Annotated in this window: 26 protein-coding genes and 1 pseudogene; 3 read left to right on the plus strand and 24 right to left on the minus strand. The window is 67.0% G+C overall.

The genetic code is table 11. The features are described from left to right. Positions 1-145: 145 nt before the first annotated feature. The 10 genes from pobA to fnrL form a co-directional block, all read right to left on the minus strand. Complete coding sequence (pobA, locus tag BM002_RS14970; RefSeq protein ID WP_092783307.1) at positions 146-1,315, minus strand: 4-hydroxybenzoate 3-monooxygenase; 1,170 nt, start codon at positions 1,313-1,315, stop codon at positions 146-148. A 60-nt stretch (positions 1,316-1,375) separates the two neighbouring features. After that, on the minus strand, positions 1,376-1,522 hold the full coding sequence (ccoS, locus tag BM002_RS14975) for a cbb3-type cytochrome oxidase assembly protein CcoS (RefSeq protein WP_092782923.1): 147 nt from the start codon (positions 1,520-1,522) through the stop codon (positions 1,376-1,378). Further along, on the minus strand, positions 1,519-3,636 hold the full coding sequence (locus BM002_RS14980) for a heavy metal translocating P-type ATPase (RefSeq protein ID WP_092782926.1): 2,118 nt from the start codon (positions 3,634-3,636) through the stop codon (positions 1,519-1,521). The genes ccoS and BM002_RS14980 overlap by 4 nt, the downstream gene beginning before the upstream one ends. Beyond that, positions 3,633-4,106, minus strand: coding sequence for a FixH family protein (locus BM002_RS14985; protein WP_092783310.1), 474 nt, complete (start codon positions 4,104-4,106; stop codon positions 3,633-3,635). The genes BM002_RS14980 and BM002_RS14985 overlap by 4 nt, the downstream gene beginning before the upstream one ends. After that, a complete protein-coding gene (gene ccoG / locus BM002_RS14990) occupies positions 4,096-5,658 on the minus strand; it encodes a cytochrome c oxidase accessory protein CcoG (RefSeq protein ID WP_092782929.1) in 1,563 nt (520 codons plus the stop codon). The genes BM002_RS14985 and ccoG overlap by 11 nt, the downstream gene beginning before the upstream one ends. A 223-nt stretch (positions 5,659-5,881) precedes the next feature. Then, entirely contained in the window at positions 5,882-6,754 is an 873-nt protein-coding gene (ccoP, locus tag BM002_RS14995) for a cytochrome-c oxidase, cbb3-type subunit III (RefSeq protein ID WP_092782932.1), read from the minus strand. After that, positions 6,747-6,977 (minus strand): cbb3-type cytochrome c oxidase subunit 3, encoded by a 231-nt coding sequence (locus BM002_RS15000; RefSeq protein ID WP_092782935.1) that lies wholly within the window; start codon positions 6,975-6,977, stop codon positions 6,747-6,749. Before BM002_RS15000 ends, ccoP begins: the two co-directional genes overlap by 8 nt. Before the next feature lie 16 nt (positions 6,978-6,993). Beyond that, a complete protein-coding gene (gene ccoO, locus BM002_RS15005; protein ID WP_092782938.1) occupies positions 6,994-7,830 on the minus strand; it encodes a cytochrome-c oxidase, cbb3-type subunit II in 837 nt (278 codons plus the stop codon). A gap of 6 nt (positions 7,831-7,836) precedes the next feature. After that, the gene (ccoN, locus tag BM002_RS15010; RefSeq protein ID WP_092782941.1) at positions 7,837-9,435 is read right to left on the minus strand and encodes a cytochrome-c oxidase, cbb3-type subunit I; all 1,599 of its coding nucleotides are present in this window, start codon (positions 9,433-9,435) and stop codon (positions 7,837-7,839) included. A 99-nt stretch (positions 9,436-9,534) separates the two neighbouring features. Continuing rightward, entirely contained in the window at positions 9,535-10,266 is a 732-nt protein-coding gene (gene fnrL / locus BM002_RS15015) for a transcriptional regulator FnrL (RefSeq protein ID WP_092782944.1), read from the minus strand. A 51-nt stretch (positions 10,267-10,317) separates the two neighbouring features. Here fnrL and hemN point away from each other — a divergent pair, with 51 nt between their 5' ends. Then, positions 10,318-11,682, plus strand: coding sequence for an oxygen-independent coproporphyrinogen III oxidase (gene hemN / locus BM002_RS15020; protein WP_425431869.1), 1,365 nt, complete (start codon positions 10,318-10,320; stop codon positions 11,680-11,682). A gap of 9 nt (positions 11,683-11,691) precedes the next feature. Here hemN and BM002_RS15025 read toward each other — a convergent pair whose 3' ends face one another. From BM002_RS15025 to BM002_RS15075, 13 genes and pseudogenes are all read right to left on the minus strand, one after another. Beyond that, positions 11,692-12,285 (minus strand): LysE family translocator, encoded by a 594-nt coding sequence (locus BM002_RS15025; RefSeq protein WP_092782947.1) that lies wholly within the window; start codon positions 12,283-12,285, stop codon positions 11,692-11,694. A gap of 36 nt (positions 12,286-12,321) precedes the next feature. Continuing rightward, complete coding sequence (locus BM002_RS15030) at positions 12,322-12,966, minus strand: Gfo/Idh/MocA family protein (RefSeq protein ID WP_281243840.1); 645 nt, start codon at positions 12,964-12,966, stop codon at positions 12,322-12,324. 27 nt (positions 12,967-12,993) lie between these two features. Beyond that, positions 12,994-13,137: pseudogene (locus tag BM002_RS19665) on the minus strand (Gfo/Idh/MocA family oxidoreductase); the annotation flags it as partial. A 15-nt stretch (positions 13,138-13,152) separates the two neighbouring features. Continuing rightward, positions 13,153-13,323, minus strand: a complete 171-nt coding sequence (locus BM002_RS19575) for a Gfo/Idh/MocA family oxidoreductase (RefSeq protein ID WP_245749282.1) — start codon at positions 13,321-13,323, stop codon at positions 13,153-13,155. Further along, the gene (locus BM002_RS15035) at positions 13,323-14,225 is read right to left on the minus strand and encodes a DMT family transporter (RefSeq protein WP_092782950.1); all 903 of its coding nucleotides are present in this window, start codon (positions 14,223-14,225) and stop codon (positions 13,323-13,325) included. The genes BM002_RS19575 and BM002_RS15035 overlap by 1 nt, the downstream gene beginning before the upstream one ends. Next, a complete protein-coding gene (locus BM002_RS15040; RefSeq protein ID WP_092782952.1) occupies positions 14,225-15,109 on the minus strand; it encodes a phytanoyl-CoA dioxygenase family protein in 885 nt (294 codons plus the stop codon). The genes BM002_RS15035 and BM002_RS15040 overlap by 1 nt, the downstream gene beginning before the upstream one ends. A 5-nt stretch (positions 15,110-15,114) precedes the next feature. Continuing rightward, on the minus strand, positions 15,115-15,936 hold the full coding sequence (locus BM002_RS15045) for a shikimate dehydrogenase family protein (RefSeq protein ID WP_139212393.1): 822 nt from the start codon (positions 15,934-15,936) through the stop codon (positions 15,115-15,117). A 61-nt stretch (positions 15,937-15,997) separates the two neighbouring features. Further along, entirely contained in the window at positions 15,998-16,987 is a 990-nt protein-coding gene (locus BM002_RS15050; protein ID WP_139212394.1) for a Gfo/Idh/MocA family protein, read from the minus strand. Next, positions 16,984-18,486 (minus strand): UxaA family hydrolase, encoded by a 1,503-nt coding sequence (locus BM002_RS15055; protein WP_092782961.1) that lies wholly within the window; start codon positions 18,484-18,486, stop codon positions 16,984-16,986. The genes BM002_RS15050 and BM002_RS15055 overlap by 4 nt, the downstream gene beginning before the upstream one ends. A 6-nt stretch (positions 18,487-18,492) precedes the next feature. Next, the gene (locus BM002_RS15060) at positions 18,493-19,422 is read right to left on the minus strand and encodes a phytanoyl-CoA dioxygenase family protein (RefSeq protein WP_092782964.1); all 930 of its coding nucleotides are present in this window, start codon (positions 19,420-19,422) and stop codon (positions 18,493-18,495) included. 10 nt (positions 19,423-19,432) lie between these two features. Further along, the gene (locus BM002_RS15065) at positions 19,433-21,061 is read right to left on the minus strand and encodes a TRAP transporter large permease (RefSeq protein WP_092782967.1); all 1,629 of its coding nucleotides are present in this window, start codon (positions 21,059-21,061) and stop codon (positions 19,433-19,435) included. Positions 21,062-21,097: 36 nt separating this feature from the next. Continuing rightward, complete coding sequence (locus BM002_RS15070) at positions 21,098-21,940, minus strand: TRAP transporter small permease subunit (RefSeq protein WP_245749283.1); 843 nt, start codon at positions 21,938-21,940, stop codon at positions 21,098-21,100. 120 nt (positions 21,941-22,060) lie between these two features. After that, positions 22,061-23,077, minus strand: a complete 1,017-nt coding sequence (locus tag BM002_RS15075) for a TRAP transporter substrate-binding protein (RefSeq protein WP_092782970.1) — start codon at positions 23,075-23,077, stop codon at positions 22,061-22,063. Between the two features lie 163 nt (positions 23,078-23,240). Here BM002_RS15075 and BM002_RS15080 point away from each other — a divergent pair, with 163 nt between their 5' ends. Continuing rightward, positions 23,241-23,915, plus strand: a complete 675-nt coding sequence (locus tag BM002_RS15080) for a GntR family transcriptional regulator (protein ID WP_092782973.1) — start codon at positions 23,241-23,243, stop codon at positions 23,913-23,915. Between the two features lie 41 nt (positions 23,916-23,956). On the opposite strand, the gene BM002_RS15085 is transcribed toward BM002_RS15080, so the two are convergent. Further along, the gene (locus BM002_RS15085; RefSeq protein WP_092782976.1) at positions 23,957-24,823 is read right to left on the minus strand and encodes an NAD(P)-dependent oxidoreductase; all 867 of its coding nucleotides are present in this window, start codon (positions 24,821-24,823) and stop codon (positions 23,957-23,959) included. A 65-nt stretch (positions 24,824-24,888) separates the two neighbouring features. Here BM002_RS15085 and BM002_RS15090 point away from each other — a divergent pair, with 65 nt between their 5' ends. Further along, on the plus strand, positions 24,889-25,629 hold the full coding sequence (locus BM002_RS15090) for an SDR family oxidoreductase (RefSeq protein ID WP_092782980.1): 741 nt from the start codon (positions 24,889-24,891) through the stop codon (positions 25,627-25,629). The last annotated feature ends 46 nt before the right edge of the window (positions 25,630-25,675 follow it).

Below are 25,675 nucleotides of genomic sequence, written 5' to 3' on the forward strand. Positions count from 1 at the left end.
TCATCTTGTTGGAAACGGCTTGAGATGTTCGGGATTCGGACCTCCCGTATGCCGGAGCGATATCCCTTTTGCGATGTTTTCAGCGGAGAATCCGCCCATTTTCGGCGCAAGACATCACTTTCCGAACAGAAGCGATGCCCCTGCGTCAGTACGGCAAGCCCACGTAGTTTTCGGCCATGGCGGTCTGCGCCGCCCTGTTGCTTTCGAGGAAGGCCAGTTCGGCCAGCTGCATCTTGTGATCGAAGCTGGTCTGATCCGGGAAACGGTGCATCAGCGACGAGAACCACCAGCTGAACCGTTCGGCCTTCCAGACGCGGGCAAGGGCCTGGGCGGAATAGCCGTCGATGCCGCTTTTGTCGCCGTCGGCGTAAAAACGATGCAACGCGCGGTAGAGATAATTGACGTCGGATGCCGCCGTATTCAGGCCCTTTGCCCCGGTCGGCGGCACGATATGCGCGGCATCGCCACACAGGAACAACCGGCCCCATTGCATCGGTTCACAGACGAACGAGCGTAGCGGGGCGATGGATTTCTCGATGGACGGGCCGGTCACCAGCGTCTCGGCCTGCGCGCGGGGGATGCGGCGGCGCAGCTCGTCCCAGAAGGCGTCGTCGCTCCAGGCGTCGGGGCGGTCGGTGGCATCGCACTGGATGTAGTAGCGGCTGAGGTTGGCGTTGCGCATGGAGCAAAGGGCAAAGCCCCGCTCCGAATTGGCATAGATAAGCTCGGGGTCGACGGGCGGTGTCTCGGACAGGATGCCAAGCCAGCCAAAGGGATAGACCTTCTCGTGTTCCTGCCGCAGGGCCGCGGGGATCGTGCGGCGGCTGACACCGTGGAACCCGTCGCAGCCAGCGATGAAATCGCAGTCGATGCGGATGTCGTCGCCGTTGGCGCGGCAGGTCACGTGGGGCCGGTCGCTGTCGACGTCGTGGAGGGTGACATCCTCGGCCTCGAAAACCATCCGGCCCCCAGCGGCTTCGCGCGCGGCATAGAGGTCGCGGGTCACTTCGGTCTGGCCATAGACGGTCACGGAATGGCCGGTCAGGTCCGCGAAATCGAGGCGGAATATCCGGTCGCCATAGGTGATCAGCGTGCCGTCATGGCGAAAACCCTCGGCCCGCAGGCGCGCGTCGACCCCGGCGGTGGCCATCAGGTCGGTCAGCCCGCGTTCCAGCACACCCGCGCGGATGCGTGACAGGACATGGCCCTTGGTCCGACGCTCCAGCACGATGCTGTCGATGCCGTGGACGTGCAGCAATTGCGACAGTAGCAGGCCCGAAGGTCCGCCGCCGATGATGGCGACCTGTGTGCGCATGGACCCCCCCGTCATGGGACAGCTATGCCACGGGCCCGCGCCCGGTGTAAATCGGCGGCGTCAGTCCGGTTCGTCGTCCAGAAGGATGCGGGCCGCGTCGCCGTCGAGGTCTTCGTATTGGCCGCCCCGCAAAGTCCAGATGCAGGCAACAAGGCCAAGCGCGCCGAGGAACACCGACACGGGGATGAGGACGATCAGGATGTTCATGCGCGACCTCGTCTCAGGGCGTTGAGGACGACCGTCACCGACGATGACGACATGGCGACGGCGGCGATCAGGGGGGTGGCGAGGCCGAGCAGGGCCAATGGCACCGCCACCAGATTGTAGGCGATGGCCAGGCCGAAATTCTGGCGGATGCGGCGGGCGGCCAGTCGCGCCTCGGCCAGGGCCAGGGGCACGCGGGCCAATCCATCGCCCAGAAGCACCGCATCCGACGCGGCGCGGGCGGCGTCGAGCGCGCTGGCGGGTGACAGCGAGGCATGGGCGCGGGCCAGCGCAGTGGTGTCGTTCAACCCGTCGCCCAGCATCAGGACCTTGTGGCCCTGTGCCGTCAGCCGGTCGATCAGGTCGGCCTTGTCGGTCGGGCTGGCGGCGGCGTGAACCTCGGCGATGCCCAGTTGGTCGGCGATGCGCGCCGCCCGTTCGGCCGTGTCGCCCGTCACCATGTGGACGGCGAAGCCGCGCGCGCGCAGCGCGCCGATCATCTCGGCCGCGCCGGGCCGCAGGGTTTCGGCGAAGGTCAGCGGGCGCGCGCCGGTCGGCAGGACGAGGACCGGACCATCGGCGCCGCGTGTCAGGGCGACGGGGCCATCCACGGTCTGGCCGGTGATCCCCTGTCCCGGCTCTTCGCGCAGGTCGGTGACCTCTGCGGCTGCGACGCCTTCCAGGGCCGCGGCAATGGCGCGCGACACCGGATGGGCCGAGGCGCGGGCCAGGGCGGCGGCGATCCCGGCGGCGGCAGGGTCGAGTCCGGACAGGTCGGCGCGCCCGGTCGTCAGCGTGCCGGTCTTGTCCAGAAGGACGGTATCCACCTCGGCCAGCCGTTCCAGCGCGGTGCCCGATTTCAGAAGGACACCGGCCTTGAACAGACGGCCCGACACCGTGGTCGTCACCGTCGGCACGGCCAGGCCCAGGGCGCAGGGGCAGGTGATGATGAGCACGGCGGTCGCCACGCCAAGGGCGGTATGGGCGCTGCCGCTGTGCCACCACCACCCGACGAAGGCCGCCGCCGCAAGCAGGTGAACCAGCGGCGCATAGAGGGCCGCGGCCCGGTCGGCGAGGCTGGAATAGCGGTGCCGACCCGTCTCGGCCACGTCCAGAAGGGCGGCGAGGCGGCGCAGCGTGCTGTCCTCGGCCCGGGCCGTGGCGCGCAGGCGCAGAGGCTGACCCAGGACGACTTCGCCCGCACAGACCGTCGCTTCGGGGTCGATTGGGACGGGCAGGCTTTCGCCCGTGAGCGCCGCGCGGTCCAGCGTAGCGGCGTCGAGCGCGATGCCGTCGACCGGTGCCCGGCTGCCGGGGTGGAGGATGACGACATCGCCGACCTCAAGTGCTGCCACGGGCACGACGATATCCGCGCCGTCCCGGCGGACGGTCGCGCGGGTCATCTCCAGCGCCGTCAGATCCGCCGCCGCCGACCGGGCACGGCCCCGCGCACGGTGATCGAGCCAGCGGCCGATCAGCAGGAAGAACGTCAGCGACAACGCCGCGTCGAACCATGCGGTGCCGCCGCCGAAGGCCGTTTCGTAGAGCGAGCTGCCGCAGGCCAGCGCGATGGCGACGGCAATGGGCACGTCCATGTTCATCCGCCCGGCGCGCAGCGCGGTCCAGGCCCCGACCGCGAAGGGTTGCGCGGCATAGGTCACGGCGGGCAGGGCGATGGCGGCGGAGAGCCAGTGGAACATGTCCTGCGTCACCGCCGACGCGCCGGACCAGACGGCGACCGACAGGGCCATGACGTTCATCATGGCAAAGCCTGCGACGGCGATACGGGCCAGCAGGGCGCGGGCCTTGGGGTCGGGTGTGTCGAGGAGGGCGGCGTCCAGTTCGGCGGCCTCGTACCCCGCCTCGGCCAGGGCGCGGATCGGCATCTCGGCGCCCAGGCCCGGGTCGGTGACGATGCTGACGCGTTTGCGGCTGAGGTTCACGCGGGCCGAGCGCACGCCGGGCAGGGCGGTCAGGGCACGCTCGACCCCGCCGATGCACCCGGCGCAGTGGATGCCGGGCAGCGACAGGACCAGGTCTGCCCCCGCCGCCGCGTGCAGGGCCGGGCGCTCATCGGGGGCCGCGATACACCCCGGGCAGGCGGCGACGGCGCTCATCCCGGCACCCGCAGGATGATGCGGCGGCGGAATGGCGTGCCATCGGGGGCCCGCAGGTCCAGCCGCAGGTTCCAGTTGCCCGGGTGCAGGTCGACCGGCGCGACAAGGGCGGTGCCATCCCATGCCAGGGCGGGCGTCCGGTCGTCGGCGACGGTGGTGGCGCGACCCAGGGTGGCCGAGACGACGTCGGGCCGGACGGGCCGGCCGTCCGGGCCGAGGATGGCAAGGCGCAGGGCATCGCCCGTCACATCGGCCTGCACGTCCCATCCCAGGGCATCCTGCGCGGCGCGGTCGGCGTCGAAGGTCTGCGACGCGACATAGGAGCTGTCGGTTTCGAGACCGGGGAACGTGCGGATGGCGTTGAAGGCGAGGGTCAGGTTGACCCCGATGATGATCGAGAACCCGGCCCCGAACATGCCCAGGACATGCCAGCCGGTCAGGCGGCGGGGGGAGGCGGGCTCAACCTGCATTTGCGGCGCGTTCGTCATTGCTGGCTACTCCGTTGAAGATGGTGTCGCGGTAGGCGCGTTCTTGGGACACGAGGTCCTCGACCCAGAACCGCAGGTCGCTGCGGTCGGACCGGGCGGCCGGATCGTCGGGACGCGCCAGCACATAGACGCGCTGGCGCCTGGTGGAATCGGGGGGCACGGTGACCACCAGGTCGTCGTCCCCCTCGAGCGCGATGCGCAGGGTTTCGTCCGAGGTGAGCGACAGGTGGAAATCGCGCGCCTCGCCGTGCTTGTTGCGCAGCCGGATGTCATAGGCGTTGCGGATCGTTCCGTCCGACAGGGTCACGAAGGTCGGGTTGCGCACGGCGGCCACCGTCAGCTCGATCTCCGGGCGGATGAAAAGGCCCACGACAAGCGCGACGCCGATGGCGGCCCAGGCGACGGTATAGACGATGGTCCGGGGCCGCAGGACGTGTTTCCAGACGGGCTGCGGCTTCCAGCCCTTGATGTCCGCCCGGGTCAGGATGGGCATCGGCGCGGCGTTCGGCGCCGGGGCCGGATCGCCCGGCGCGGCCATGGTCACGGCGTCGCCCGTGGCCCTTGTGCCGATCGGATTGACGGCCAGACGTTCGGCCAGCGTGTCGGGCGGCCGGTCCGACAGCGCCAGATAATCGATCAGGCCGCGGGGCTTGCCGATCTTCTCCATCACCTCGTCACAGGCATCGATGCAGAGCGCGCAGGTGATGCAGGCCATCTGCTGACCCTCGCGGATGTCGATGCCCGTGGGGCAGACGTTCACGCAGGCCATACAGTCGATGCAATCGCCCTCGGTGTTGTCGTGTTTCTTGCCCCGGGGCTCGCCGCGCCAGTCGCGATAGCCGACGGTCAGCGTGCCCTCGTCCATCATCGCGCCCTGGATGCGCGGCCAGGGGCACATGTAGATGCAGACCTGTTCGCGCGCGATGCCGCCCATCAGGATGGTGGTGAAGGTCAGGATGGCAATGGTGATATAGGCGACCGGCGCGGCGGTTCCGGCGACCAGATCGCGGGCCAGTGTCGGCGCATCGGCGAAATAGAACACCCAGGCCCCGCCGGTCGCCACACCGATGACGATCCAGGCCGCGTATTTGGTCAGGCGCAGACGCCATTTGCGGCCGTCCCACTTGGCCTTCCACAGGCGGACCCGGGCGTTTCGGTCGCCCTCGATCCAGCGTTCGACCAGGATGAAGAGGTCGGTCCAGACCGTCTGCGGACAGGCATAGCCGCACCAGACCCGGCCGAGCGCGGACGTGAAGAGAAACAGGCCAAGCCCCGCCATGATGAGCAGGCCCGCGACGAAATAGAATTCGTGGGGCCAGATCTCGATCCAGAAGAAATAGAAGCGCCGTCCCGCCAGATCGACCAGCACCGCCTGATCCGGCAGGTTCGGGCCGCGATCCCACCGGATCCACGGGACGAGGTAGTAGATGCCCAGGGTGAACGCCATCAACCACCATTTCAGGCGGCGGAACGTGCCCGAAACCCGGCGCGGGAAGACGGGTTCACGGGGGGCGAAAAGCGGTGTGTCGGTCATCAGGGCCTCTGGCTGTGGGATCCGCCGGATCGAAGGGGCGTTCCCTGGTCCTCCGTGTCGCAAATCGAACGGGAGGCCGCCTTGATTCAGGTCAACCCCGGGGCGCTGGTCATCCAGGCCCCGGGGCTGCGGTCACGCCGTCCGTCCAACCCGCAAGGGCGCGGCGCGAGGAAGGCGTGTCCGTCCCGGCGCGCCCTCCCCCGAGCGCACCGGGTGTGGGTCGTCACTCGGTGGCTTCCCCACCGCCAAGCGCGTGGACATAGGCGGCAACGGCGCGAACCTCGGCCTCGCCCAGACGGGCGCCCCAGGGGGGCATGACGCCGAAGCGCGCGTTGCGGATGGAATAATCCACCGCCTCGGGCGAGCCGCCGTAGAGCCAGATCGCGTCGGTCAGGTTCGGGGCCCCGATTTCGCGGTCGCCCATCCCTGCGTCGCCGTGACAGGACGCGCAATTGTCAAGGAACAGCTCCGCCCCGGCGGGGTTCGCCTCGTCCATTCCCGACAGGGAGCGGACGTGGGCCGCGACGGCGGTGATCTCCTCGTCGCTGAGCAGCTCGGCGAAGGCCGGCATCTCGGACCAGCGCGCATCGGCGTCGTCGTCATTGCGGATGCCGTGGCGGATGGTGGTGGCGATCTCGGTGATCTGACCGCCCCAGAGCCAGTCGTCGTCCAGAAGGTTGGGATAACCCGCCGCCTGAACACCTGCCGCACCGGCCCCGTGGCATTGCGAGCAATTGGTGCGGAACACGGCCTCGCCCGCCGAGATGGCATAGCCCTGCAACTCGGGGTCCGTGCCCAGGGCGGCCAGGTCGATTTCTTCCAGCCGGGTGTTGAGCGGCGCATTGGCCGTGTCGACCGCCGCGATCTCGGCGGCCACATTGGCCCGGGTGGACCAATTGAGTATCCCGGCCGTGGCTCCCGACACCAGCGGCCAGGCCGGGAACAGGATGGTATAGATCACCCCCCAGACGATGGTCGCGTAGAACGTCCAAAGCCACCAGCGCGGCAGGGGTGTGTTCAGTTCCTCGATGCCGTCCCAGACGTGACCCGTGGTCTCGGTTCCGGTGGCGTCGTCGATGCGCTTGTCGTCAGACATGGTCGCGCTCCTTCATGAAGTCGGTCACCGCGCAGGTGCAGTCGGGGCAGGCGTTGGCACAGCCCGACGGCTCCCGTTCGCGGAAGGGAACGGCGGCGGCATCGTCGTGGAGCGGCCGCGATCCGGGGCGGAAGGCCCAGGCGATGACGCCCAGAAAGATCAGCGTCAGGACCAGAAGGGCCCAGCTGTCGGCCAGCTCGCGCAGGAAGGAATAGGTGTCCATTGTCGTGTCCTTTCGATCAGCGGCTGGCGTCGGGGGTGAAGGTCGTGAAGTCGACCAGCGTGCCCATCATCTGCAGGTAGGCGATCAGCGCATCCATCTCGGTCACGCCATCCTGGCCGTCGAAATTGCGCACCTGAACGTCGGGATAGCGATCTTCCAGCCCGCCCGTGTCCGCGTCGGGATCGGCCTGCGCCAGGAAGTCGGCGCGGGCATTCTCGACCATGTCGTCGGTATAGGGGACGCCCACCATGCGATGCACGGCGATGGTGTCACCGACGTATTCGCCATCCAGCCGGGCACTTTGCAGGAAGGCGTATTTCGGCATCACGCTTTCGGGGACGACCGATTGCGGGTCGCGCAGGTGATCGACGTGCCATTCGTCCGAATAGCGCCCGCCGACACGGGCCAGGTCCGGCCCCGTGCGTTTGGAGCCCCATTGGAACGGGTGGTCGTACATCGATTCCGCCGCCAGCGAATAGTGGCCATAGCGCTCCACCTCGTCGCGCATCGGGCGGATCATCTGGCTGTGACAGACATAGCAGCCTTCGCGGATGTAGATGTCGCGCCCGGCCAGCTCCAGCGGGGTGTAGGGGCGCATGCCCTCCACATCCTCGATGGTGTTTTCCAGCCAGAAGAGCGGCGCGATTTCCACCGCCCCGCCGATGGTGACGACGGCGAGGCTGGCCACCAGCAGAAGGGTCGCATTGCGCTCCAGCCGCTGGTGGAAGGTGATCGTCTGCGTCTCGGGGGGCAGTTCGTTGGGAACCTTGCCCGGGGCGTCCGACAGGGTGGCGACCTTCGGATCCTGTTCGGGATCATAGGCCGGGTCGCGAGGGTCTTTGGGATCGGTCATGTCTGATCACTCCGCAGGGGTTGCGATGGCGGCGGTGTTCGGGCTTCGGATGGTCATCCACATGTTCCAGACCATCACGAGCGCGCCGCTGAGGAAGAGGATCCCGCCCAGACCACGCACCAGGTACATGGGGAACTTGGCATCCACGGTGTCGGCGAAGGAGTTGACGAGGAAGCCGTTGGCATCCACTTCGCGCCACATCAGGCCCTCCATGATACCTGTCACCCACATCGAGGCGGCGTAGAGAACGATACCGACCGTCGCGAGCCAGAAGTGCAGGTTGATCGCCGAGACGGAATGCATCTGCCTGCGGCCCCAGAGCTTGGGCGTCAGGAAGTAGAGCGCGCCGAAGGTGATCAGCCCGTTCCAGCCGAGCGCACCGGAATGCACGTGGCCGATGGTCCAGTCGGTGTAGTGCGACAGGGAGTTGACCGCGCGGATCGACATCATCGGACCCTCGAAGGTCGACATGCCGTAGAAGGCGAGGGAGGCCACGAACATCCGGATGATCGGGTCGGTGCGGATCTTGTCCCACGCCCCCTCCAGCGTCATCAGGCCGTTGATCATGCCGCCCCAGCTGGGCATCCACAGGATGATCGAGAACACCATCCCCAGGGTCGCCGCCCAATCGGGCAGGGCCGTGTAATGCAGGTGGTGCGGACCGGCCCAGATATACAGGAAGATCAGCGCCCAGAAGTGGATGATCGACAACTTGTAGGAATAGACCGGGCGGCCCGCCTGCTTGGGAACGAAGTAGTACATCATCCCCAGGAAGCCGGCCGTCAGGAAGAAGCCCACGGCGTTGTGGCCATACCACCACTGGGTCATCGCATCCTGCACGCCCGAGAAGACCTGCACCGACTTGGAGCCGAAGATCGAGACCGGGATCGACAGGTTGTTGACCACATGCAGCATCGCGACGGTCACGATGAAGGCGAGGAAGAACCAGTTGGCCACATAGATGTGCTTTTCACGCCGCTTGATCAGCGTGCCCAGGAAGACGGCCAGATAGGCCAGCCAGACGACGGTCAGCCAGATGTCCACGTACCATTCGGGTTCGGCGTATTCCTTGGACTGGGTCGCCCCCAGAAGGTAGCCCGTCGCCGCCAGCACGATGAAGAGCTGATAGCCCCAGAACACGAACCAGGCGGTGTTGCCGCCCCAGAGGCGGGCCGAGCAGGTGCGCTGGACGATATAGAAGGACGTCGCGATCAGGGCGTTGCCCCCGAAGGCGAAGATCACCGCGCTGGTGTGCAGGGGCCGAAGCCGCCCGAAATTCGCAAAGGGCTGTGCCCATTCGAAATTCAGCACCGGAAAGGCCAGCTGGAACGCGATCAGGGTGCCCACAAGGAACCCCGTCACGCCCCAGAACGCGGTGGCGATGACGCCCGCGCGCACCGGCCCGTCCATATAGCCCTCGGGCGTGGCGACCTTGGCATTGGCCCCGTAGGGGTCCGTCTGCCGCAGCGTCCAGAGCATCATGCCGCCCGCAACGCCCATGAAGATCAGGGCGTGCACCATATAGGCCGGGTCGCGCGCGAAATTTGCGGCGATTGCCGCCAAGAGCGCGACCAGACCGAAAAATGCGATCTTTACGTAGTCCATTCCGTCCTCCGAATCCGGGAAGGCTGGGACCTTCCGTCATCATCGGACTAGGGGGGCGGGCAGGGCCACGCCTTGATCTGGGTCAAGGTCTCTGACGGATCAGGACAAAACGTCTCCGTCGGCGTCATCCCCGGCTTCGGCCAGAAGGGCGCCCAGATCGTCGCACAGAAGGCCGCGCAGGCCCGACATGCGGATCACGCCATCCTTCTTGAGCGCGGTCATCTGGCGACTGACCGTCTCGATGGTCAGACCCAGATAGGACGCCATCGCCTCGCGGGTGAGGGGCAGTTCGGCGCGCAACGGCGCGCTGCCGGTGGCCGCACGGCGCAGAACGATCGCCAGCAGGGTCGCCACCTTCTCGCGCGCGGTCTTGCGGCCGAGCAGCAGCATCCACTCGCGCGCGGCATCGATCTCGTCCAGCGACATCTCCAGCAGGCGCTGCGACACATGGGGCGTATCGGTCAGCAGTCGTTCGAAGGCGGGGCGATCGAACATGCACAGGGTGACATCGGTCGCGGCCACCACCTCGTAGGGGGCATTGGCGCGGCCCGGTCGCCCGATGAAATCCGACGGCAACAGCAGCCCCACCATCTGCATGCGCCCGTCTTCCATCGACCGCGTCAGCGTGGCGCAGCCTGTGACGACAGACGCGGCAAAGGGCATCGGCTCACCCTCCATAACGATGGTCTGGCCGGCCATCCAGGTGCGATAGGATTTCATCGCCTCCAGCCGCGTCAGCTCATCCGGCTCGCAGGTGGCGCAGACGGCACGGTGCCGGATCGGGCATTGGCGACAGGCTTCGGTCGCGATCTGAAGGTCAAGAGCGGTCATCCCAGCGTTGTGCCACCGGGGTTGACCTGCATCAAGGCGCGTTTCGCGCGGATGGGCGATGTTTCCGCCATGTCAGATCATGCCTTCCTTGCCGAACACGGCCTCTTCACCGCGCGGACCCCGCGCTACACGAGTTATCCGCCGGCGCCGCATTTCGCGCCCGGCATCGGCCCCGAAACGGTGGCGGGCTGGCTTCGGACCCTGCCGCGCACGGAGCCTGTATCGGTCTATGCGCATATCCCGTTTTGCCGGCGGCTCTGCTGGTTCTGTGCCTGTCGTACGCAGGGCACCAAGACGGATGCACCGCTCGCGCCTTACGTCGAATCCCTTGAGGCCGAGGCGGACCTGCTGGCCGCGCATCTGCCCCCCGGTCTAGAGGCGGCGCATCTGCACCTGGGCGGCGGCACGCCCACGATCCTGTCGCCCCATCTTCTGGACCGGGTCTTTGCGGCCATCACCGACCGTATCCCGCTGACCGCCGGGGCCGAAGTATCGGTTGAGGTCGACCCGACCGTGCTGGACGATGTTCGCCTTGATGCGCTGGCCCGGGCCGGGGTGACCCGCGCCAGCATCGGCGTGCAGGATTTCGACCCCCGCGTTCAGGCCGCCATCGGTCGGCCGCAAAGCCTGGCTGAAACCGCCTTCGCCGTCGATGGGCTGCGGGCGCGGGGTGTTTCGCGCGTCAATATGGACTTGCTCTACGGTCTGCCGTTTCAGACGCCCGCCAGCCTGTCGCGGACGCTGGACCTTGTGCTGGATATGGCGCCGGACCGGATTGCCCTGTTCGGCTATGCCCATGTGCCCTGGGCATCCAAACGCCAGGTGATGATCCCCGAAGACGCCCTGCCGGATGGCCCCGCGCGCCTCGATCTGTTCGATCTGGCCGCCGGTCGCCTGATCGAGGCGGGGTTCGTACGGCTGGGCATCGACCACTTCGCCCGGCCCGATGATCCGCTGGCCCTGGCCGCGCGCGACGGCCGGATGCGGCGCAATTTCCAGGGCTATACCGACGATTCCGCGCCCAGCATGATCGGCCTCGGCGCCTCCTCGATCTGGAAGCTGCCGCAGGGCTATGTGCAGAATGCGACCGGCACCGCCGATTGGGCGCGCCGGGTGGCGCGGGGGCAACTGCCCGTCGTGCGGGGCCACGCGCTGAGCGAAGACGACCGGATGCGCGGCGCGTTGATCGAAGGATTGCTCTGTGACTTCGCCGCGCACCCCCGGCTTGCGGGAGCCCATGCCGCTGCCGCCATGACCATTCTCGACGATTTGCTGGCCCGCTGGCCGGGCGCGATGGTTCCCGATGGCACGGGCGGCATCGCGGTGACCGACTGGGCGCGACCGCTCGTGCGGCAGATGGCGATGGACCTGGATGCCTATGCGCGCCCCGAAGGACGCCACAGCATAGCCGTCTAGGACAGCGCCTTAGCCACGCAGGCTGAACAGCGCGAGGGCGACGACCGCCAGAAGGGACGCCGCCATGGCGATGTTGATGCGCCGCTGGACCTCGGGCGCCAATGCCAGCCGGTGCAGCCATATCCCCGCGAGAAGCCAGCCGATGTGGATCGGCACCCAGATCGCGTTCATGATCAGCAGTTTCAGAACCGCTTCAGCGACCGCCGCGTCGGGCAGGAAGCTGAACCCGCTGAAGAGCGTCGTGTTGACCGCATAGGCCTTGGGATTGATCGCCTGCAACGCCAGCCCGTCGCGCAGCCCGAGCGGCCGCGCCGCCGCCGTGAAGGCGACATTCGCCCCCGCCGTCGCGATGCGATACGCCAGATACAGCAGGTAACCCGTCGATGCCGCCAGCAGGACAAGCCGGATCGCCGGATGCGCGAAAATCACGGCGGCGATGCCGGTGATGACGGCCAGCGCCACGAGGTTGGTCCCGATGCACAACCCCGCCACATAGCGCAGCCCGGGCCGCAGGCCGAAAGCGCTGCCGACGCCCGCGGTGGACAACACGCCGGGACCGGGCGTCACGATCAGGAAAAAGACGGCGGCGGCGAATGTCAGCATGGCGCGATGCCGGTCGCGAAGAGCCCGGGTTTCGGGTCAGACATGGGCAACCTCCTGTCGCGTGCCGGTGCGGGCCGACGCCTGTATCGCATCGATCAGGGCGAGGGCGGGCAAGGCCGATTGGCCGGTGATTGCGGGGGGCCGACCGGCCCGCAGGCTGTCGGCGAACTCCGCGATGACGGCCTGATGCCACGCGTGGTCGAACGCCATCGGATCGGCCCCGCCGCCGGTCGCGACCTCTGCGCCCGCCACCTCCTGTCGGCCGTCGGCGTGATCCAGCCTCAGCACGTCGCCCGCCAGCCGCGCCGACCCGGCGGTGCCGTTGAGGACCAGCGTCTCGACGCCGCCCGGTCGATGCGTGACCGACGCCATCAGCGAGCCGACCGCCCCGCTGGCAAAGGTGAACCCGGCGCTGGCGAAATCCTCGGCCTCCATCCGGTGCAGGGCCGTGGTCGCGACCATCGCCTGCACCGCCGTCACGGGACCGCAGAGGTGCAGCATCAGGTCGATGGCATGGATCCCTTGGGTGATCAGGACGCCGCCTCCATCGCGGGCGAAAGTGCCGCGCCCCGGCGCGTCGTAGTAGCCTTGGTCGCGCCACCATGGCACCCGCAGCTCGACGCTGGCGATACGCCCAAGCTCCGGCAAGCGCTCGGCCAGCAGGCGCGTGGATGGCCGCATCCGGTGCTGCAAGGTGACGCCAAGGGGCACGCCCGCCTCGGCGCAGATATCGACGAGGGCGCGGGCGCGGGGCAGGTCTCGCTCCAGTGGCTTTTCGCACAGGATCGGAATGCGGGCCTGGGCCAGGGCGCGGATCAGATCAAGCCGCGCATCGGGTGGCGTCACAAGTACAACGAAATCAGAATTTTACGCGACGAAGTTGATGTTGTCGGCGGCGCGGGCACCGTGCCGCGCGGCAAAGGCCTGGGTGCGCTCGGGGTCGCGTCCCATCACCACCGAAAGGGTGAGGCCCGCGCCCCGGATGGCCGCCACATGGGTCTCCGCCACCATGCCGGTTCCGATCAGGCCGACGCGCATCAGACGCGCCGCTCGCGCCACCAGATGACCAGTCCGGCGGCGGCGATGACGGCGGCCCCGATGATCGTCTGGCCATCGGGGATCGTGCCGAACACCAGATAGCCGCTGATGGCGAGGTAGATCAGGAAGGAATAGCTGAACGGCATCAGAACGCTCGCCGGGGCATAGCCATGCGCCTGGCTGAAGAAATGATGTCCGGCCCAAGCTGTCACCCCGACCCCGACCATCAGGACCCAGTCGAGCGGGGTGTCGGGGTTGTCCCAGACGATGAAGGCGATCGGGGCCAGAACGACCGTGCCGACGAGGCCGCTGTAAAGCTGCATCGTGCGGGGCGCCGCGACGCCCGCCAGCTGCCGCGTCAGGATCGAAAACAGCGCTAGCGCCATGGCCGACGTCAGCGACAGGATCGCCGCCCAGTGGAATTCGGCCGACCAGGGACGCACCACGATCAACACGCCGACAAACCCCAGAAGGATCGCGGACCAGCGCCATTTCCCCACCGTCTCGCCCAGAAGCGGCACCGACAGCGCCGACACGAGGATGGGCGAGGAGAACATGATCGCCGCCGACATGGTGAGGTCCAGATAGCGGAGGGCGAAGAAATTGCTGACCGTCGAGACCGAGAGCAATGCGCCCCGCAGCAACATCAGCGCCGCCTGCCTGCGCGGTGCGGTCCAGCCCGAGTGATCGCGGCCCAGCATCGGCCCGGTCGACAGGGCGAAATGCGTGGCGAACCGCATGAAGGCCAGTTGCAGCGCGGGCAAACCCGCCAGCGACAGCCATTTCACCGAGGTATCCGTGAGCGAAAAGAGGGCATAGGCCAACAGCATCAAGGCGATGCCCTTGCCCGGTGCATCCTCGCGCGCGCGGGCCAGATGGCTGACGGGGGCGGGTGCCGCCATCAGTCCTTGGCCGTCTCGAAGGCGCGGGCGGTCAGACCTTTCTGGATCTCGTAGATGGTCTTGCCGATGGGCGGAGCCGGGAGGGGGATGCGGATGGGCACATCCGCCAGACGCGGTTGGCGCGACTGACCGCAGAGCATGCGGCTGTCATAGTCGGCCAGATCGGTGAACTTGGTCATCGACCCCATGACGGGCCAGGCATCGGCGGCCATCATCTCGTAGAAGAGGATGCGCCGCGACTGCGTCGAGGTGTTGAGCGCCGAGCCATGGACGATCCGCCCGTGGTGAATGCTGACCGACCCCGCGGGGCCCATCAGGGGCACGGCATCGGCCAGGTCGAAGCCGTCGCGGGCCAGGTCCATCGCGCCGACGAAATGGCCGTTCGCGTGATGGTCATGGATGGGTCCACGGTGGCTTCCGGGGAAGACCATGAGGGGGCCGTTGTCGGGGCCCATGTCGTCGAAGATCACGCCGATGGCCAGCACGTCGTCGTTGGTATGCGGATAGAAGGCCAGGTCCTGATGCCATTCCACCGCGGCCCCGAAGCCCGCCGATTTCATGTTGAGCTTGGTGGTATGCAACCGCAGGTCGGGGCCGATCAGGTCGCGCGCGGGGGCAAGGATCGTGTCGGAATACATCAGGTCGCGCATCACCCTTGAATGGGTGTGCGGCAGCTTGATCCGCCGGACGCGGGGCGCGTCGGGGCGGTGGCTGTCCTCCAGGTCCAACTCCTCGGTGCCCGCCGTCAGGCCCCGGGCGCGCGCCTCGTAGCGGGCGACTTCGGCGTGCAGCGAGGCCAGTTGGTCAGGTGACAGACGTCGTTCCAGAACGAGGAACCCGTCCCGGTGGAAGGCGTCTTTCTGGGCTTGGGTCAGCACTTCCATCGCGGTCACTCCGGTCTGAGCAGGTCGAGTTGGGGCAGGGTGCGCGCCGCATCGGGTGTGACGCCGGTATAGGCCGCAAAGCTTTCCATCGCCATGAAGCGGAACAGGTCGAACCCGGTCAAGAGCGCCAGCCCCGCCGATTTCGCAGCCAGCAGAAAAGGCGTGTCGGTCGGCGTATAGACCGCGTCGAAGGCCCAGGCCTGCCCGTCGATGAGCGCCGCGTCAAAGGCGGTGCCGCCATAGGGCGCCATGCCCATGGGGGTGCAATTGATCAGGCCGTCCGCCGCCCGGATCGCCGCGGGGGCCTCGCCTGCGGGAATGGCGCGGGCGCCGGTTCGTCGGGCCAAGGTTGCGGCCCGGTCCGCGTCCTTGTCCCAGATCGCCACGTCTGTCGCGCCAAGCGTCAGCAGGGCCGGGACGATGGCGCGGGCCACGCCGCCCGCGCCCGCAAGGGCGACCCGTCCGGGGGGCGTCCGCATGACATTACGGTAGGCGGCCAGAAAGCCGGTGTAGTCGGTGTTGTGCCCCGCCAGCGGTGCGAAGGTCAGGGTGTTGGACGCGCCCAGGTCGCGCACATCGGCCAGCATCGCGTCGCCCGCCCAGTCGGCGGCCTGGGTTTTCCACGGATGGGTAACGGTGACACCGGTCCACCCTTCGGCGCGCAATCGGTCGACCGTCTGCGGGAAGTCGAAATCCGGCACGTCGCTGGTGTCGATCGGGGTGAAATCGAAGGTCCAGCCATGATCGGCGCACATGATCGCAAGCGCGCGCGATAGGCGCGAGTTGGCGATGTTGTCGCCGATCAGGCCGCAGACAAGATGCGTCACCGGGGCGAAGCGGGGGCCAGCCCCCGCACCCCCGGAGTATTTGGAAAGCAGAGAAGGGTCATCAGGCGGTTCCCGCCGTCGCTTCGATCTTCAGGATGACGTCGAGTGTGGCGCGGGCGTCGGCGGCATCGACAACGGGCAGGGCGCGGCCCGCGATGACGTCGGCGAAATGTTCCAGCTGCCGGACGAGCGGCACGCCATCGGCCACGTCGAGCGTATGGGCGCGGGGCGCTTCGTTCCAGTGGGCGGCGCCCGACCAGACGCGCAGCGAGGGGAATTCGATGGCGCCCGCGGTGCAGGCAATGCGCAGGCAGTCCTGCGCGCTCGGCGGGATGTGGGGGTTCTCGCCCGTTCCCGCTTCGAAGCCCCACGGTGTCGGCGTGGTGTCGGCGTAGGTCAGCGTCGCGACCGCGCCGCCCTTGAATCGCAGGACCGCGCCGCCGCTTTCGGGCCGGGCCGCGCCGCGCACGGCATTGGAGGCCAGGCCCACGACATCCGTCACCTCGCCGAAGAGCCAGCGCAGGGTGTCGACATCATGAATCAGGTTCTGCTTGATCGGCGCGCCGTCCAGCCCCGCGCGCCAGGCGACGTCGAAATAGTCATCGGGCTTTTTCATCAGCCACATCAGCGTGGCGGCCACCGGCTGGCCCAGGCGGCCCGAGGCCACGAGTTCTTTCAGGCGGGCCACGCGCGGGTGGTGCCGCCGGTGATGCCCGACCAGGATGTGCCGCCCCGTGCGCGCGGCGGCGGCGATCATCGCATCCGCATGGGCCAGCGTATCGGCCACCGGCTTTTCGACCAGCACATGCAGGCCCCGGTCCAGCGCGGCGAGGGTCAGGGGCGCATGGCTGGCGGTCGGGGTCGCGATGACGATCCCGTCGGCCGCGACATCGACGTCTTCCAGGCGCGCGAAGCCGGGGGCCATGGCGTGGTCCCGCCGCGCCGGGTCGGGGTCGATGATCCCGGCGAGCGTCAGGTCGGGGTGCGCCGCGATACGGGCGAGGTGGCGTTCGCCGATCAACCCGGTCCCGGCCAGCAGCAGGCGGGTCACATCACCGCCCCGATCTGCCAAGGCACGAATTCGTAGTCGCCCAGACCCTGTGCTTCGGACTTCGTCGTCTCGCCGCCCGCGACGCGCAGGATCATGTCATAGATCTCGCGCCCCTTTGCCTCGACCGAGACGCCGCCCGACAGGATGTCGCCCGCGTTGATGTCCATGTCCTCGGGCATCCGGTCAAAAAGGCCCTGATTGGTGGCCAGCTTGATCGTCGGCGCGGGTTTGGAGCCGAAGGCCGAGCCGCGCCCGGTGGTGAAGCATACGATCTGGCAGCCGCCCGCGATCTGGCCGGTGACGGACGCGGGGTCATAGCCGGGGCTGTCCATGAAGGTGAAGCCCGGCGCGCGCACGGTCTCGGCGTATTTGTAGACCGCCGTCAGGGGCGTGGTGCCGCCCTTGGCCGCCGCCCCGAGCGACTTTTCCAGAATGGTGGTCAGCCCGCCCTTCTTGTTGCCGGGCGAGGGGTTGTTGTCCATCGAGCCGCGATTGCGCGCGGTATAATCCTTCCACCAGTCGATCAGGCCGATCAGCCGCTCGCCGGTGGCGCGGTCCACGGCGCGTCGGGTCAGCAGGTGTTCGGCGCCATAGATTTCGGGCGTCTCGGCCAGAACCCCGGTCCCGCCCTGCGCCACCAGCAGGTCGCAGGCATGGCCCAGGGCCGGGTTCGCCGTGACCCCCGACCAGGCATCCGACCCGCCGCATTGCAGCGCCACCCGGAGGGCCGAGGCCGGGCAGGGCGTGCGCCGCGCCTGATTGGCAATGGGGAGCATCGCGCGGACCTTCTCGACCCCCAACTCCACCGTGCGGCGCAGGCCCGCGACGTTCTGGATGTTCATGGTCTGGAACGTCGGGCTGTGCTTCAGGCCCCAGGCGTCCAGCAGCCAGTCGATCTGGTTCATCTCGCAACCGAGGCCCACCATCAGCACGCCCGCATGGTTCGGGTGGCGGGCATAGCCCCACATCACCCGTTGCAACGCCTCGAACCCGTCGCCGCTGTCGGCCATGCCGCAACCGGTGCCATGGACGAAGGCACAGACGCCGTCGACATTGGGATAGGCGGCGAGTTCCTCGGGCCCGAAGGCGTCGGCAATGCGGCGGGCGGCGGTGGCCGAGCAGTTCACCGACGTCACGATGGCGATGTAGTTGCGCGTGCCCACGTCGCCGTTGTCGCGCCGGTAGCCCATGAAGGTGTCGCCCGTCGCCGGGGTCATCGGGTGCAGGTCGGTGCCGAATTCATAGGCATGATCGGTGGGGGCGAAGGCGCAGTTCTGGGTGTGGACGTGGTCGCCGGGCGCGATGTCGGCGCTGGCATAGCCGATGATCTGGCCGTATTTGCGCACCGCTTCGCCCATGGGGATCACGCGGGTGGCGACCTTGTGGCCCGAGGGGATGAGCGCGGTCGTGGTCACATCCTCGACGGTTGCGCCCGCCTCCAGGGCGCGGGTGGCGGTGACGACATTGTCGGCGGGCGAAAGGCGGATGGTGGTTTGCATGGGAACTCAGGCACAGAGCGGGCTGTCGGATGTCCAGCGGTGGATGGGGATGTGATCGCGCAGGGCACAGGCGGCACGGGCGTCGATCCAGCTGTCGCGCCAGACCTGCCAGTCGCGCAACTCCCCTTCGGGTGCGCTCTGGCTGCGGGCGATGAACTCGGGGAAATGGGCGCGGCCCGTCGGCTGGCCGGTCTTCTGATAGCGCAGATCGAAGGACCAGCGGAACCCGTCCGTCCGGTTGTCGAGCGAGGCATGGGGCACCATCGGATGCAGCAGAACCACACCACCCCGCCGCACCGGCAGGGGGTGCGCGGCGCCCGGACGCAGATGGTCGGCGGGAATGGCCGTCTGCGACAGGGGGCAATGGGGCAGCATGTCTTGCGCCCCCTCGAAGGGTTGCACGACAAGGCAGCCGTTTTCGGGGGTGGCATCGGTCATCGCGACCCAGACCGTCACCATGTCCGTCGCGTCCGCTTCGGCATGGGCGACGGCGCGGTCCTGATGCCACGAGGTGCCGGTGACGTGGGCGCGCGCCTCGTCCGGAGCCAGGTCACGGGCCGGGGGCTTGATGCGGACATGCTGGATCGGGGTCGAGGTGAGTTCGGGGCCAAGAAGGCTTTCGGCGATGTCCAGAAGGGCGGGCGATGTCAGCAGGTCGAAGACCGCAGGCCCCGCGTGGAACGGCGTGTCAGGCCGGATCCGGTCGCCGGGCAGCGAGATGTCCATCGGTTGAAACCAGTCGTGCCCGGCCAGATGCGCGGCATGCAGCGTGGGAAAGAACCCTTGCCAGGGCAGGCCCCACCCGGTCGCCAGATCGTGCAGGAGGTCTGCGTATTCCGTCTCGATCCGGGCAAGCAGGCCCGCGTCCAGAACGTCGTCCACCACCAGGTAGCCCTGGCGGTGAAACGTCGCGATCTGATCGGGGGAAAGCGTCATGCCGCCCCCGTCATTCAAGCAGGATTTCGATGATCGGCGGATAGATCAACAGGACCGATAGCGCCGCGATCTGGATGCAGATGAAGGGCAGGAAACCCCGGAAGATATCCGTGAGCGAGATATGCGGCGGGGCCACGGATTTGAGGTAGAAGGCGGCGGGACCGAAGGGCGGCGACAGGAAGCTGACTTGCATGTTCATGCAGAACAGCACGCCGAACCAGACGGCCAGGTATTTGGGCTGCAACTCTCCGAACAGGCCGATTTCCTCGATCGGCAGGCGCTGCACGATGGGCAGGAAGACCGGAATGATCAGAAGGACGATCCCGACCCAATCCATGAAGGCCCCCATGAAGAGCAGGATCAGCATCATCACCAGCAGGATGCCCATGGTCGGCAGGTCCGCGCTGACGATCAGGTTGGCGACGAAGGTCGGGCCGCCCGCGATGGTATAGGCGCCCGCCAGCGTGGCCGCGCCGATGGTGACCCAGATGATCGTGCCGGTGGATTTCAGGGTGCGCATCAGGCTGTCCCAGACCAGCTCCACGCTGGCCTCGCCCCGGAAGACCGAGATCAGGAAGACTGCGATCACGCCCATGGCCGCCGCCTCGGTGATGCCCGAGATGCCGCCATAGATGGAGCCCATGACCACGCCGATGACGACGATGGGGGCGACAAGGCCCTTGCCCATGCCCCAGGCCTGCGCCGAGCGGGCCTTGCCGAAGACAAAGAAGATCAGCGCCAGTGCGACGATCAGAATGCCCCCGGTCCAATAGACGTGATGCGGCTGGCCCATGGTGATTGGGTCGACGTTTTCGATCACCTCGTTCTGCCCGGTCACGGTGAAGAAACCGGCCCGCAGGAACAGCGCGGCCGAGAACCCGGCCGTCAGGATGGCGACGAAGGCCGCAAAGAGCATCGTCTTCTCGCGCCCCTTCGGATCGTTCGGGTCGTCGGCGGGCAGCGGGGCCAGCGCCGGGTTCAGTTGCGTGCGCACGATGATGTAGAGGATGATGAAGGACGCCAGCATGAAGCCCGGCACGAAGGCCGCCGTGAACAACGCCTTGATCGAGGTTTCCGTGATCAGGCCGAAGATGATGAGCACGATCGACGGCGGGATCATCGTCCCGAGGGACCCCGAGGCACAGATCGTGCCGATGGCCAGGTTCTGGTCGTATCCGAGGCGCAGCATCTGCGGCAGGGCAATCAGGCCCAAAAGGACGACCTCGCCACCGATGATGCCCGACATCGCGGCCATGATGACGGCCATGATGGAGGTGACGATGGCGATGCCCCCGCGCGTCCGGCTGAGCCAGACATTGAGCGACGAATACATGTCCTTGGCGATGCCCGACCGCTCCAGCAGGGCGGCCATGAAGATGAACAGCGGGATCGAGATCAGCACGTAATCCGTCAGAAGCCCGAAGATCTTCTGCGCCAGGATGTTGAGCGGACCCGATCCGAACCGCCCGGTCAGCATCCCCTCGCCGAAGTCCCACGGCGCGGTCAGCAGCGCAGGCTCGAACTTCATGACAAGGACCAGCACCGCCAACACCGCCGAGGCCATGCCAAGTGGCATCCCGATGGCCAGCAGCAACATGAGTCCGATCATCAGGACCAGTGAAATCGTTCCGACGTCCATCGTGTCTCTCTCCCCCTCGCGTCCGTTTTCCCGGACTTATTCCGTCCCGACGGTGCGGCGCAGCCGCTCGATCTCGTCGGGGTCGATGTCGTCGGCGGCGGTATGAACCACCGGTTCAAGGTTCCAGTCGCGGAACAGGTTCGCCACCGCCTGAAGTGCCACCAGCACGATCACCAGCAGGATGGCTGGCTTGATCGTCGCGGGCAGGGGCGGGTTGAACGCCGTGCCATAAAGCTCCCAGCGGAGGAATTTCTGCGTCGCCTCGCCCCAGCCCCCCCAGACCAGGAAGAAGGCGAAGACCACGATCAGCAATGTCGAGATCACGTCGCAGGTGCGCTGTGCCCAGCGGGGCATGATGTCATAAAGCAGGTAGATGCGGATATGGCTGCGTTGCTGCATCGCATAGAGACCCGACAGCAGGAAGGTGAACCCGGCCAGCCAGAGCGTCACCTCGTTCGCCCAGAGCGTCGGTTTCTCGAAGACGTAGCGCAGCAGAACTTCGTAAAGCATGACGCAGACCATCACCGCGATCAGGGCCATGACCACCCGGCCGAGGAAACACGACAGCCGGTCAAAGAGGCCCCAGCCCTGCCATTCCATCGGCGCGCGGCGCACCGTCTTCACGCCCAGCACCAGCAAGGCCAGCATCGCGGCGGCCATGCCCCAGTCTATGGCCCTCAGACCGGGCCATTCGCGCGCCAACCGGTCCACCTCGGGCCCGGGTTCGCGCAGGATCATCAGGAACCCCGGGAAATGCCAGATGGTCCAGGCGCTGGCAAAGACGAAGAGCAGCGGCACGATGACCTCGGCGGCGCCGGGCACATATATGGCTGCCACGGATTTCGCGTCGGTAGTGGTCTGCGGTCTCGTTTCGGCCATTGCGCACCTGTCTGGCAAACGGGGATCGGGAAGCTACACGTCAGACACCGGCCCGCAGGCCGCAGGCAGGGTCAGGCGCGGCCCCGCAGGGTGGGGGCCGCGCCGTATCGGGGCGTCGGATCAGTTCTGAACCAGACCCAGTTGCGTCAGGTAGGTCAGGTGCGACTCGACCAGGGCCTCGGCCTCGGGGGTCGTGGCGAACTCGGGCCAGGTCTCCTGCGCCGCGTTGCGGAACGTCTGCAGGTCTTCCGGCGACCATTCTGACAGGGTCACACCATCGGCGCGCAGCTGTGCGGCGGCTTCGGCATTCTTCTTCTCGAACGTCAGGGCCGTCTGCAGCGCCAGGCTTTCCATGGCGATGGACATGATCCGCTGGTGATGCGCGGGCATCGCGTCCCAGACCGACTTGTTGCACGCCAGATGGTCGGACGGCATCGAGTGGAAGCCCGGATAGTTGGCGAACTTCGCGATGTCATAAAGACCAAGGCCCACGTTGTTCGACAGACCCGAGGCGTCGGCCCCGTCGATGATGCCGGTCTCAAGCGCGGTGAAGATCTCGGTGAAGTCCATCACGATGGGCGTCGCGCCCAGCTTTTCGAAGATCTTGGTCTCCATGCCCGGAGGCGAACGGAACTTCCAGTTCACGAGGTCGGAAATGCCCGCGATCGGCTTGGTCGAGGCAAAGCTCTCCTGACCGTAGACCCACCAGCCGACCAGGTGCATGTCATAGGTGTGATACAGTTCCTGCGCGGCATCGAGACCGCCACCGTAATACAGCCAGCTCAGCTGCTGATAGGGGGTGGAATAGCCGCCCATGATGTCGCCGACGAACTGGAACGCCGGGTTCTTGCCGGTCTGATAGGCCCCGCCGGTCATGTCACAGTCGAGAATGCCGGTCGCGGCCGCATCGAACGTCTCGGTCGGCTTCACGACCGAGGCCGAATAGAACATCTCGATGGTGATCTCGCCGTTCGACATGGTCTGGACGTTATCGACGTACTGCGCCGCAAGCCGGCCGGATTCTGTCTCGGGCGCGTAGTGTGTCTGGATTCGCAAACTCGTGGTCTGGGCCAGAGCAGCGGTGCTCACAAGCGCAGTGGATGCGGCGGCAATGGCCGCAAGTGTCAGTTTCTTCATCAGTTCCTCCCAAAGTGAAGCTCGACCCCTGAGCCCCGGAGGGCCTCCCATCAGGGGGTGCCCTTCGACCCTAGCCGGGAATCGGCAGAGCGCAAACGAAAAATGAAAATCACTGGACAAGTCGATATTTATCGGAATATCGAAATTTCAGGGAGGATGTGGCATGGCGGATGGCCAGACCGGGACCGAGCCGAGAGATCGGATCGGGACGCCCGAAATCTATGACAGCCTGCAACGGCGGCTCCTGACCGGAGGGTTTGAGCCGGGGGCCAAACTGATGCCGTCAGCGCTCCATCAGGAATTCGGCTGTTCGGCCAATACGGTCCGCGATGTCCTGTTGCAGCTCTCCAAGGTCGGTTTGGTCGATTTCGAGATCCAGCGCGGATTTCGTGCCCGTCAGGTCAGCCTGAAACGCCGCTCCGAAGTGGCCCGCTTTCGCGTCATGTTGGAGCAGGAGGGGGCCGTCGCCTCGATGCGCAACGGCGGCCTGGAGTGGGAGGCCGCGCTGACCGCGGCCCATCACCGGCTGATGCACATCGAACGCCAGATCGCGCAAATGCCTGATACGGTTCCCTTTGTCGGGATCTGGTCGGATGCAGAGCTGGCCTTTCACCGCACCTTGATGTCCGAATGCCGCCTGCCACCGCTGCTGGAGGCCTTCGACAGCATCTACATGCAGTTCCGCCAGCAGATGGTCGGCTTGGAACAGAATTGCGTGCCCAGCTATTTCCACCGGATCATCAGCGACCATCAGGCTATCGTCGACGCCGCCCTGTCCGGCGACGAGGCGGCGCTGCGTCATGCGATCCACGACCACCAGGCGCGGCACATCACATGAAGAATGTCGCGCAAGATATTGAATACATTATGCCCAAAGGGTCAGAGCCCGTTCAGGTCCTTCAGCTCCAGATAGAGCGCCGAGTGATCCATCTCGCCCCCGTCCATGGCGTCGCGCAGCCGCTTGAAGCGATCGTTGATCGCCGTGACGGTCGGCAAGGTCAGCGACAGTCCCGCCGCCTCGTCCAGCACGTTGTCGAGGTCCTTGATCTGGAACTTGGTCAATCCGCCGGGCACGAAGTTGCCCTCGGTCATTCGTGCTCCGTGTTGTTGCAGGATCGTCGAGTCGGCGAACCCGCCTTTCAGTGCAGCGCGCACCGCCGCCGGATCGGCCCCGCCGCGTTCCAGCAGAAGCATCGCTTCGGCGACCGCGCCAATGGTGCAGGCCACGATCGCCTGATTGGCCAATTTCGACAATTGCCCCGCACCGACGGGTCCGACGTGAACCGGGCGACCCAAGGCCTTGAGCACTGTTTCCACTTTGGAAAAAGTCGTGGGGTCGCCGCCGGCCATGATCGCGAGACTTGCACTTTCCGCACCTTTCGTCCCGCCAGATACCGGCGCATCGACATAGCCCAGGCCGCGCTCGGCGAACCGGGCGGCATGGGCGCGGGCTTCGGCGGGTTTGATCGACCCCATCTCGACCCAGATGGCGCCGGGCGCAAAGGCCTCCATCGCCGCGACCTGGACCGCGTCCGAGGCCGGACCGTCCGACAGCATGGAGATCACGATGCCGGATCCCGCGACCGCCTCGGCCGGGGAGTCGACGACATTGGCCCCGTGGTCGGCCAGAGGTTCGGCCTTGGCGCGCGAGCGGTTCCAGACCGTCAGGTCGTGACCCGCCGCCAGAAGGTTGCGGGACATCGGTCCACCCATCAGGCCGGTTCCGAGAAGTGTAACTTTGGGCATATCGCTCTCCGTGTTTGTGCGGACCCTAGAAAGCAGGACGCCCCCTGCGCAACCAAGGAGTTGTCATGACCGATCGTCTTCGGGGCAAACGCGCCCTCATCACCGCTGCGGGCCAGGGCATCGGCCGGGCGACCGCCGAGATGTTCATCGCCGAAGGGGCAGAGGTCTTCGCTACGGATGTGAACGCCGATCTGCTTGCGGGTCTGGACTGCGAGACCTTTGCGATGGATGTCCGCGACGACGCATCGGTCGTGGCGGGCGTGGGCAGGGCCAACCCGACAGTGCTGTTCAACTGCGCGGGCTTCGTCCACCACGGCAACGTGCAGGCGGCGACCGACGCGGAGTGGGACATGGGGTTCGACCTGAACGTCAAGTCGATGTTCCGCACCATCCGCGCCGTCCTCCCCGGGATGCTCGCCAACGGGGGCGGGTCGATCATCAACATGTCGTCGGCCTGTTCGTCGATCATCGGCGCGCCGAACCGCTTCATCTATGGCGCGACAAAGGCGGCCGTGATCGGGCTGACGAAGTCAATCGCGGTCGACTACATCAAGCAGGGCATCCGCTGTAACGCGATCTGTCCCGGCACGGTGGAATCGCCGTCCTGGCATGACCGGGTCCGCAAACTGGGCGAGGAGATGGGGAGCTATGACGCCGCACTCGAGGCCTTCGTGGCGCGCCAGCCCATGGGCCGGGTCGCCCGGGCGACCGAGATCGCGGCACTGGTAACTTACCTGGCGAGCGACGAAAGTGGCTTCACCACGGGGCATCCGCACATCATCGATGGCGGCTGGTCAGGGCAATGAGGGGGGGTTACCCACGGGTAACCCTTTCTGAAATATTAACAAATCC

This window comes from Jannaschia pohangensis (genome assembly GCF_900113875.1).
Classification (GTDB): domain Bacteria; phylum Pseudomonadota; class Alphaproteobacteria; order Rhodobacterales; family Rhodobacteraceae; genus Jannaschia; species Jannaschia pohangensis.

Coding starts and splice junctions, on each gene's coding strand:
- BM002_RS14985 (WP_092783310.1), bottom strand. CDS start 4,106: ATGCAGGTTGAGCCCGCCTCCCCCCGCCGCCTGACCGGCTGGCATGTC.
- ccoO (WP_092782938.1), bottom strand. CDS start 7,830: ATGACCGATCCCAAAGACCCTCGCGACCCGGCCTATGATCCCGAACAG.
- BM002_RS15075 (WP_092782970.1), bottom strand. CDS start 23,077: ATGAAGAAACTGACACTTGCGGCCATTGCCGCCGCATCCACTGCGCTT.
- BM002_RS15060 (WP_092782964.1), bottom strand. CDS start 19,422: ATGACGCTTTCCCCCGATCAGATCGCGACGTTTCACCGCCAGGGCTAC.
- fnrL (WP_092782944.1), bottom strand. CDS start 10,266: ATGACCGCTCTTGACCTTCAGATCGCGACCGAAGCCTGTCGCCAATGC.
- BM002_RS14980 (WP_092782926.1), bottom strand. CDS start 3,636: ATGAGCGCCGTCGCCGCCTGCCCGGGGTGTATCGCGGCCCCCGATGAG.
- BM002_RS15070 (WP_245749283.1), bottom strand. CDS start 21,940: ATGGCCGAAACGAGACCGCAGACCACTACCGACGCGAAATCCGTGGCA.
- ccoP (WP_092782932.1), bottom strand. CDS start 6,754: ATGTCTGACGACAAGCGCATCGACGACGCCACCGGAACCGAGACCACG.
- BM002_RS15085 (WP_092782976.1), bottom strand. CDS start 24,823: ATGCCCAAAGTTACACTTCTCGGAACCGGCCTGATGGGTGGACCGATG.
- BM002_RS15090 (WP_092782980.1), top strand. CDS start 24,889: ATGACCGATCGTCTTCGGGGCAAACGCGCCCTCATCACCGCTGCGGGC.
- hemN (WP_425431869.1), top strand. CDS start 10,318: ATGGGCGATGTTTCCGCCATGTCAGATCATGCCTTCCTTGCCGAACAC.
- BM002_RS15025 (WP_092782947.1), bottom strand. CDS start 12,285: ATGCTGACATTCGCCGCCGCCGTCTTTTTCCTGATCGTGACGCCCGGT.
- BM002_RS15080 (WP_092782973.1), top strand. CDS start 23,241: ATGGCGGATGGCCAGACCGGGACCGAGCCGAGAGATCGGATCGGGACG.
- ccoG (WP_092782929.1), bottom strand. CDS start 5,658: ATGACCGACACACCGCTTTTCGCCCCCCGTGAACCCGTCTTCCCGCGC.
- pobA (WP_092783307.1), bottom strand. CDS start 1,315: ATGCGCACACAGGTCGCCATCATCGGCGGCGGACCTTCGGGCCTGCTA.
- BM002_RS15065 (WP_092782967.1), bottom strand. CDS start 21,061: ATGGACGTCGGAACGATTTCACTGGTCCTGATGATCGGACTCATGTTG.
- BM002_RS15035 (WP_092782950.1), bottom strand. CDS start 14,225: ATGGCGGCACCCGCCCCCGTCAGCCATCTGGCCCGCGCGCGCGAGGAT.
- BM002_RS15030 (WP_281243840.1), bottom strand. CDS start 12,966: ATGCGGCCATCCACGCGCCTGCTGGCCGAGCGCTTGCCGGAGCTTGGG.
- BM002_RS19575 (WP_245749282.1), bottom strand. CDS start 13,323: ATGCGCGTCGGCCTGATCGGAACCGGCATGGTGGCGGAGACCCATGTG.
- BM002_RS15040 (WP_092782952.1), bottom strand. CDS start 15,109: ATGGAAGTGCTGACCCAAGCCCAGAAAGACGCCTTCCACCGGGACGGG.
- BM002_RS15000 (WP_092782935.1), bottom strand. CDS start 6,977: ATGGACACCTATTCCTTCCTGCGCGAGCTGGCCGACAGCTGGGCCCTT.
- BM002_RS15055 (WP_092782961.1), bottom strand. CDS start 18,486: ATGCAAACCACCATCCGCCTTTCGCCCGCCGACAATGTCGTCACCGCC.
- ccoN (WP_092782941.1), bottom strand. CDS start 9,435: ATGGACTACGTAAAGATCGCATTTTTCGGTCTGGTCGCGCTCTTGGCG.
- ccoS (WP_092782923.1), bottom strand. CDS start 1,522: ATGAACATCCTGATCGTCCTCATCCCCGTGTCGGTGTTCCTCGGCGCG.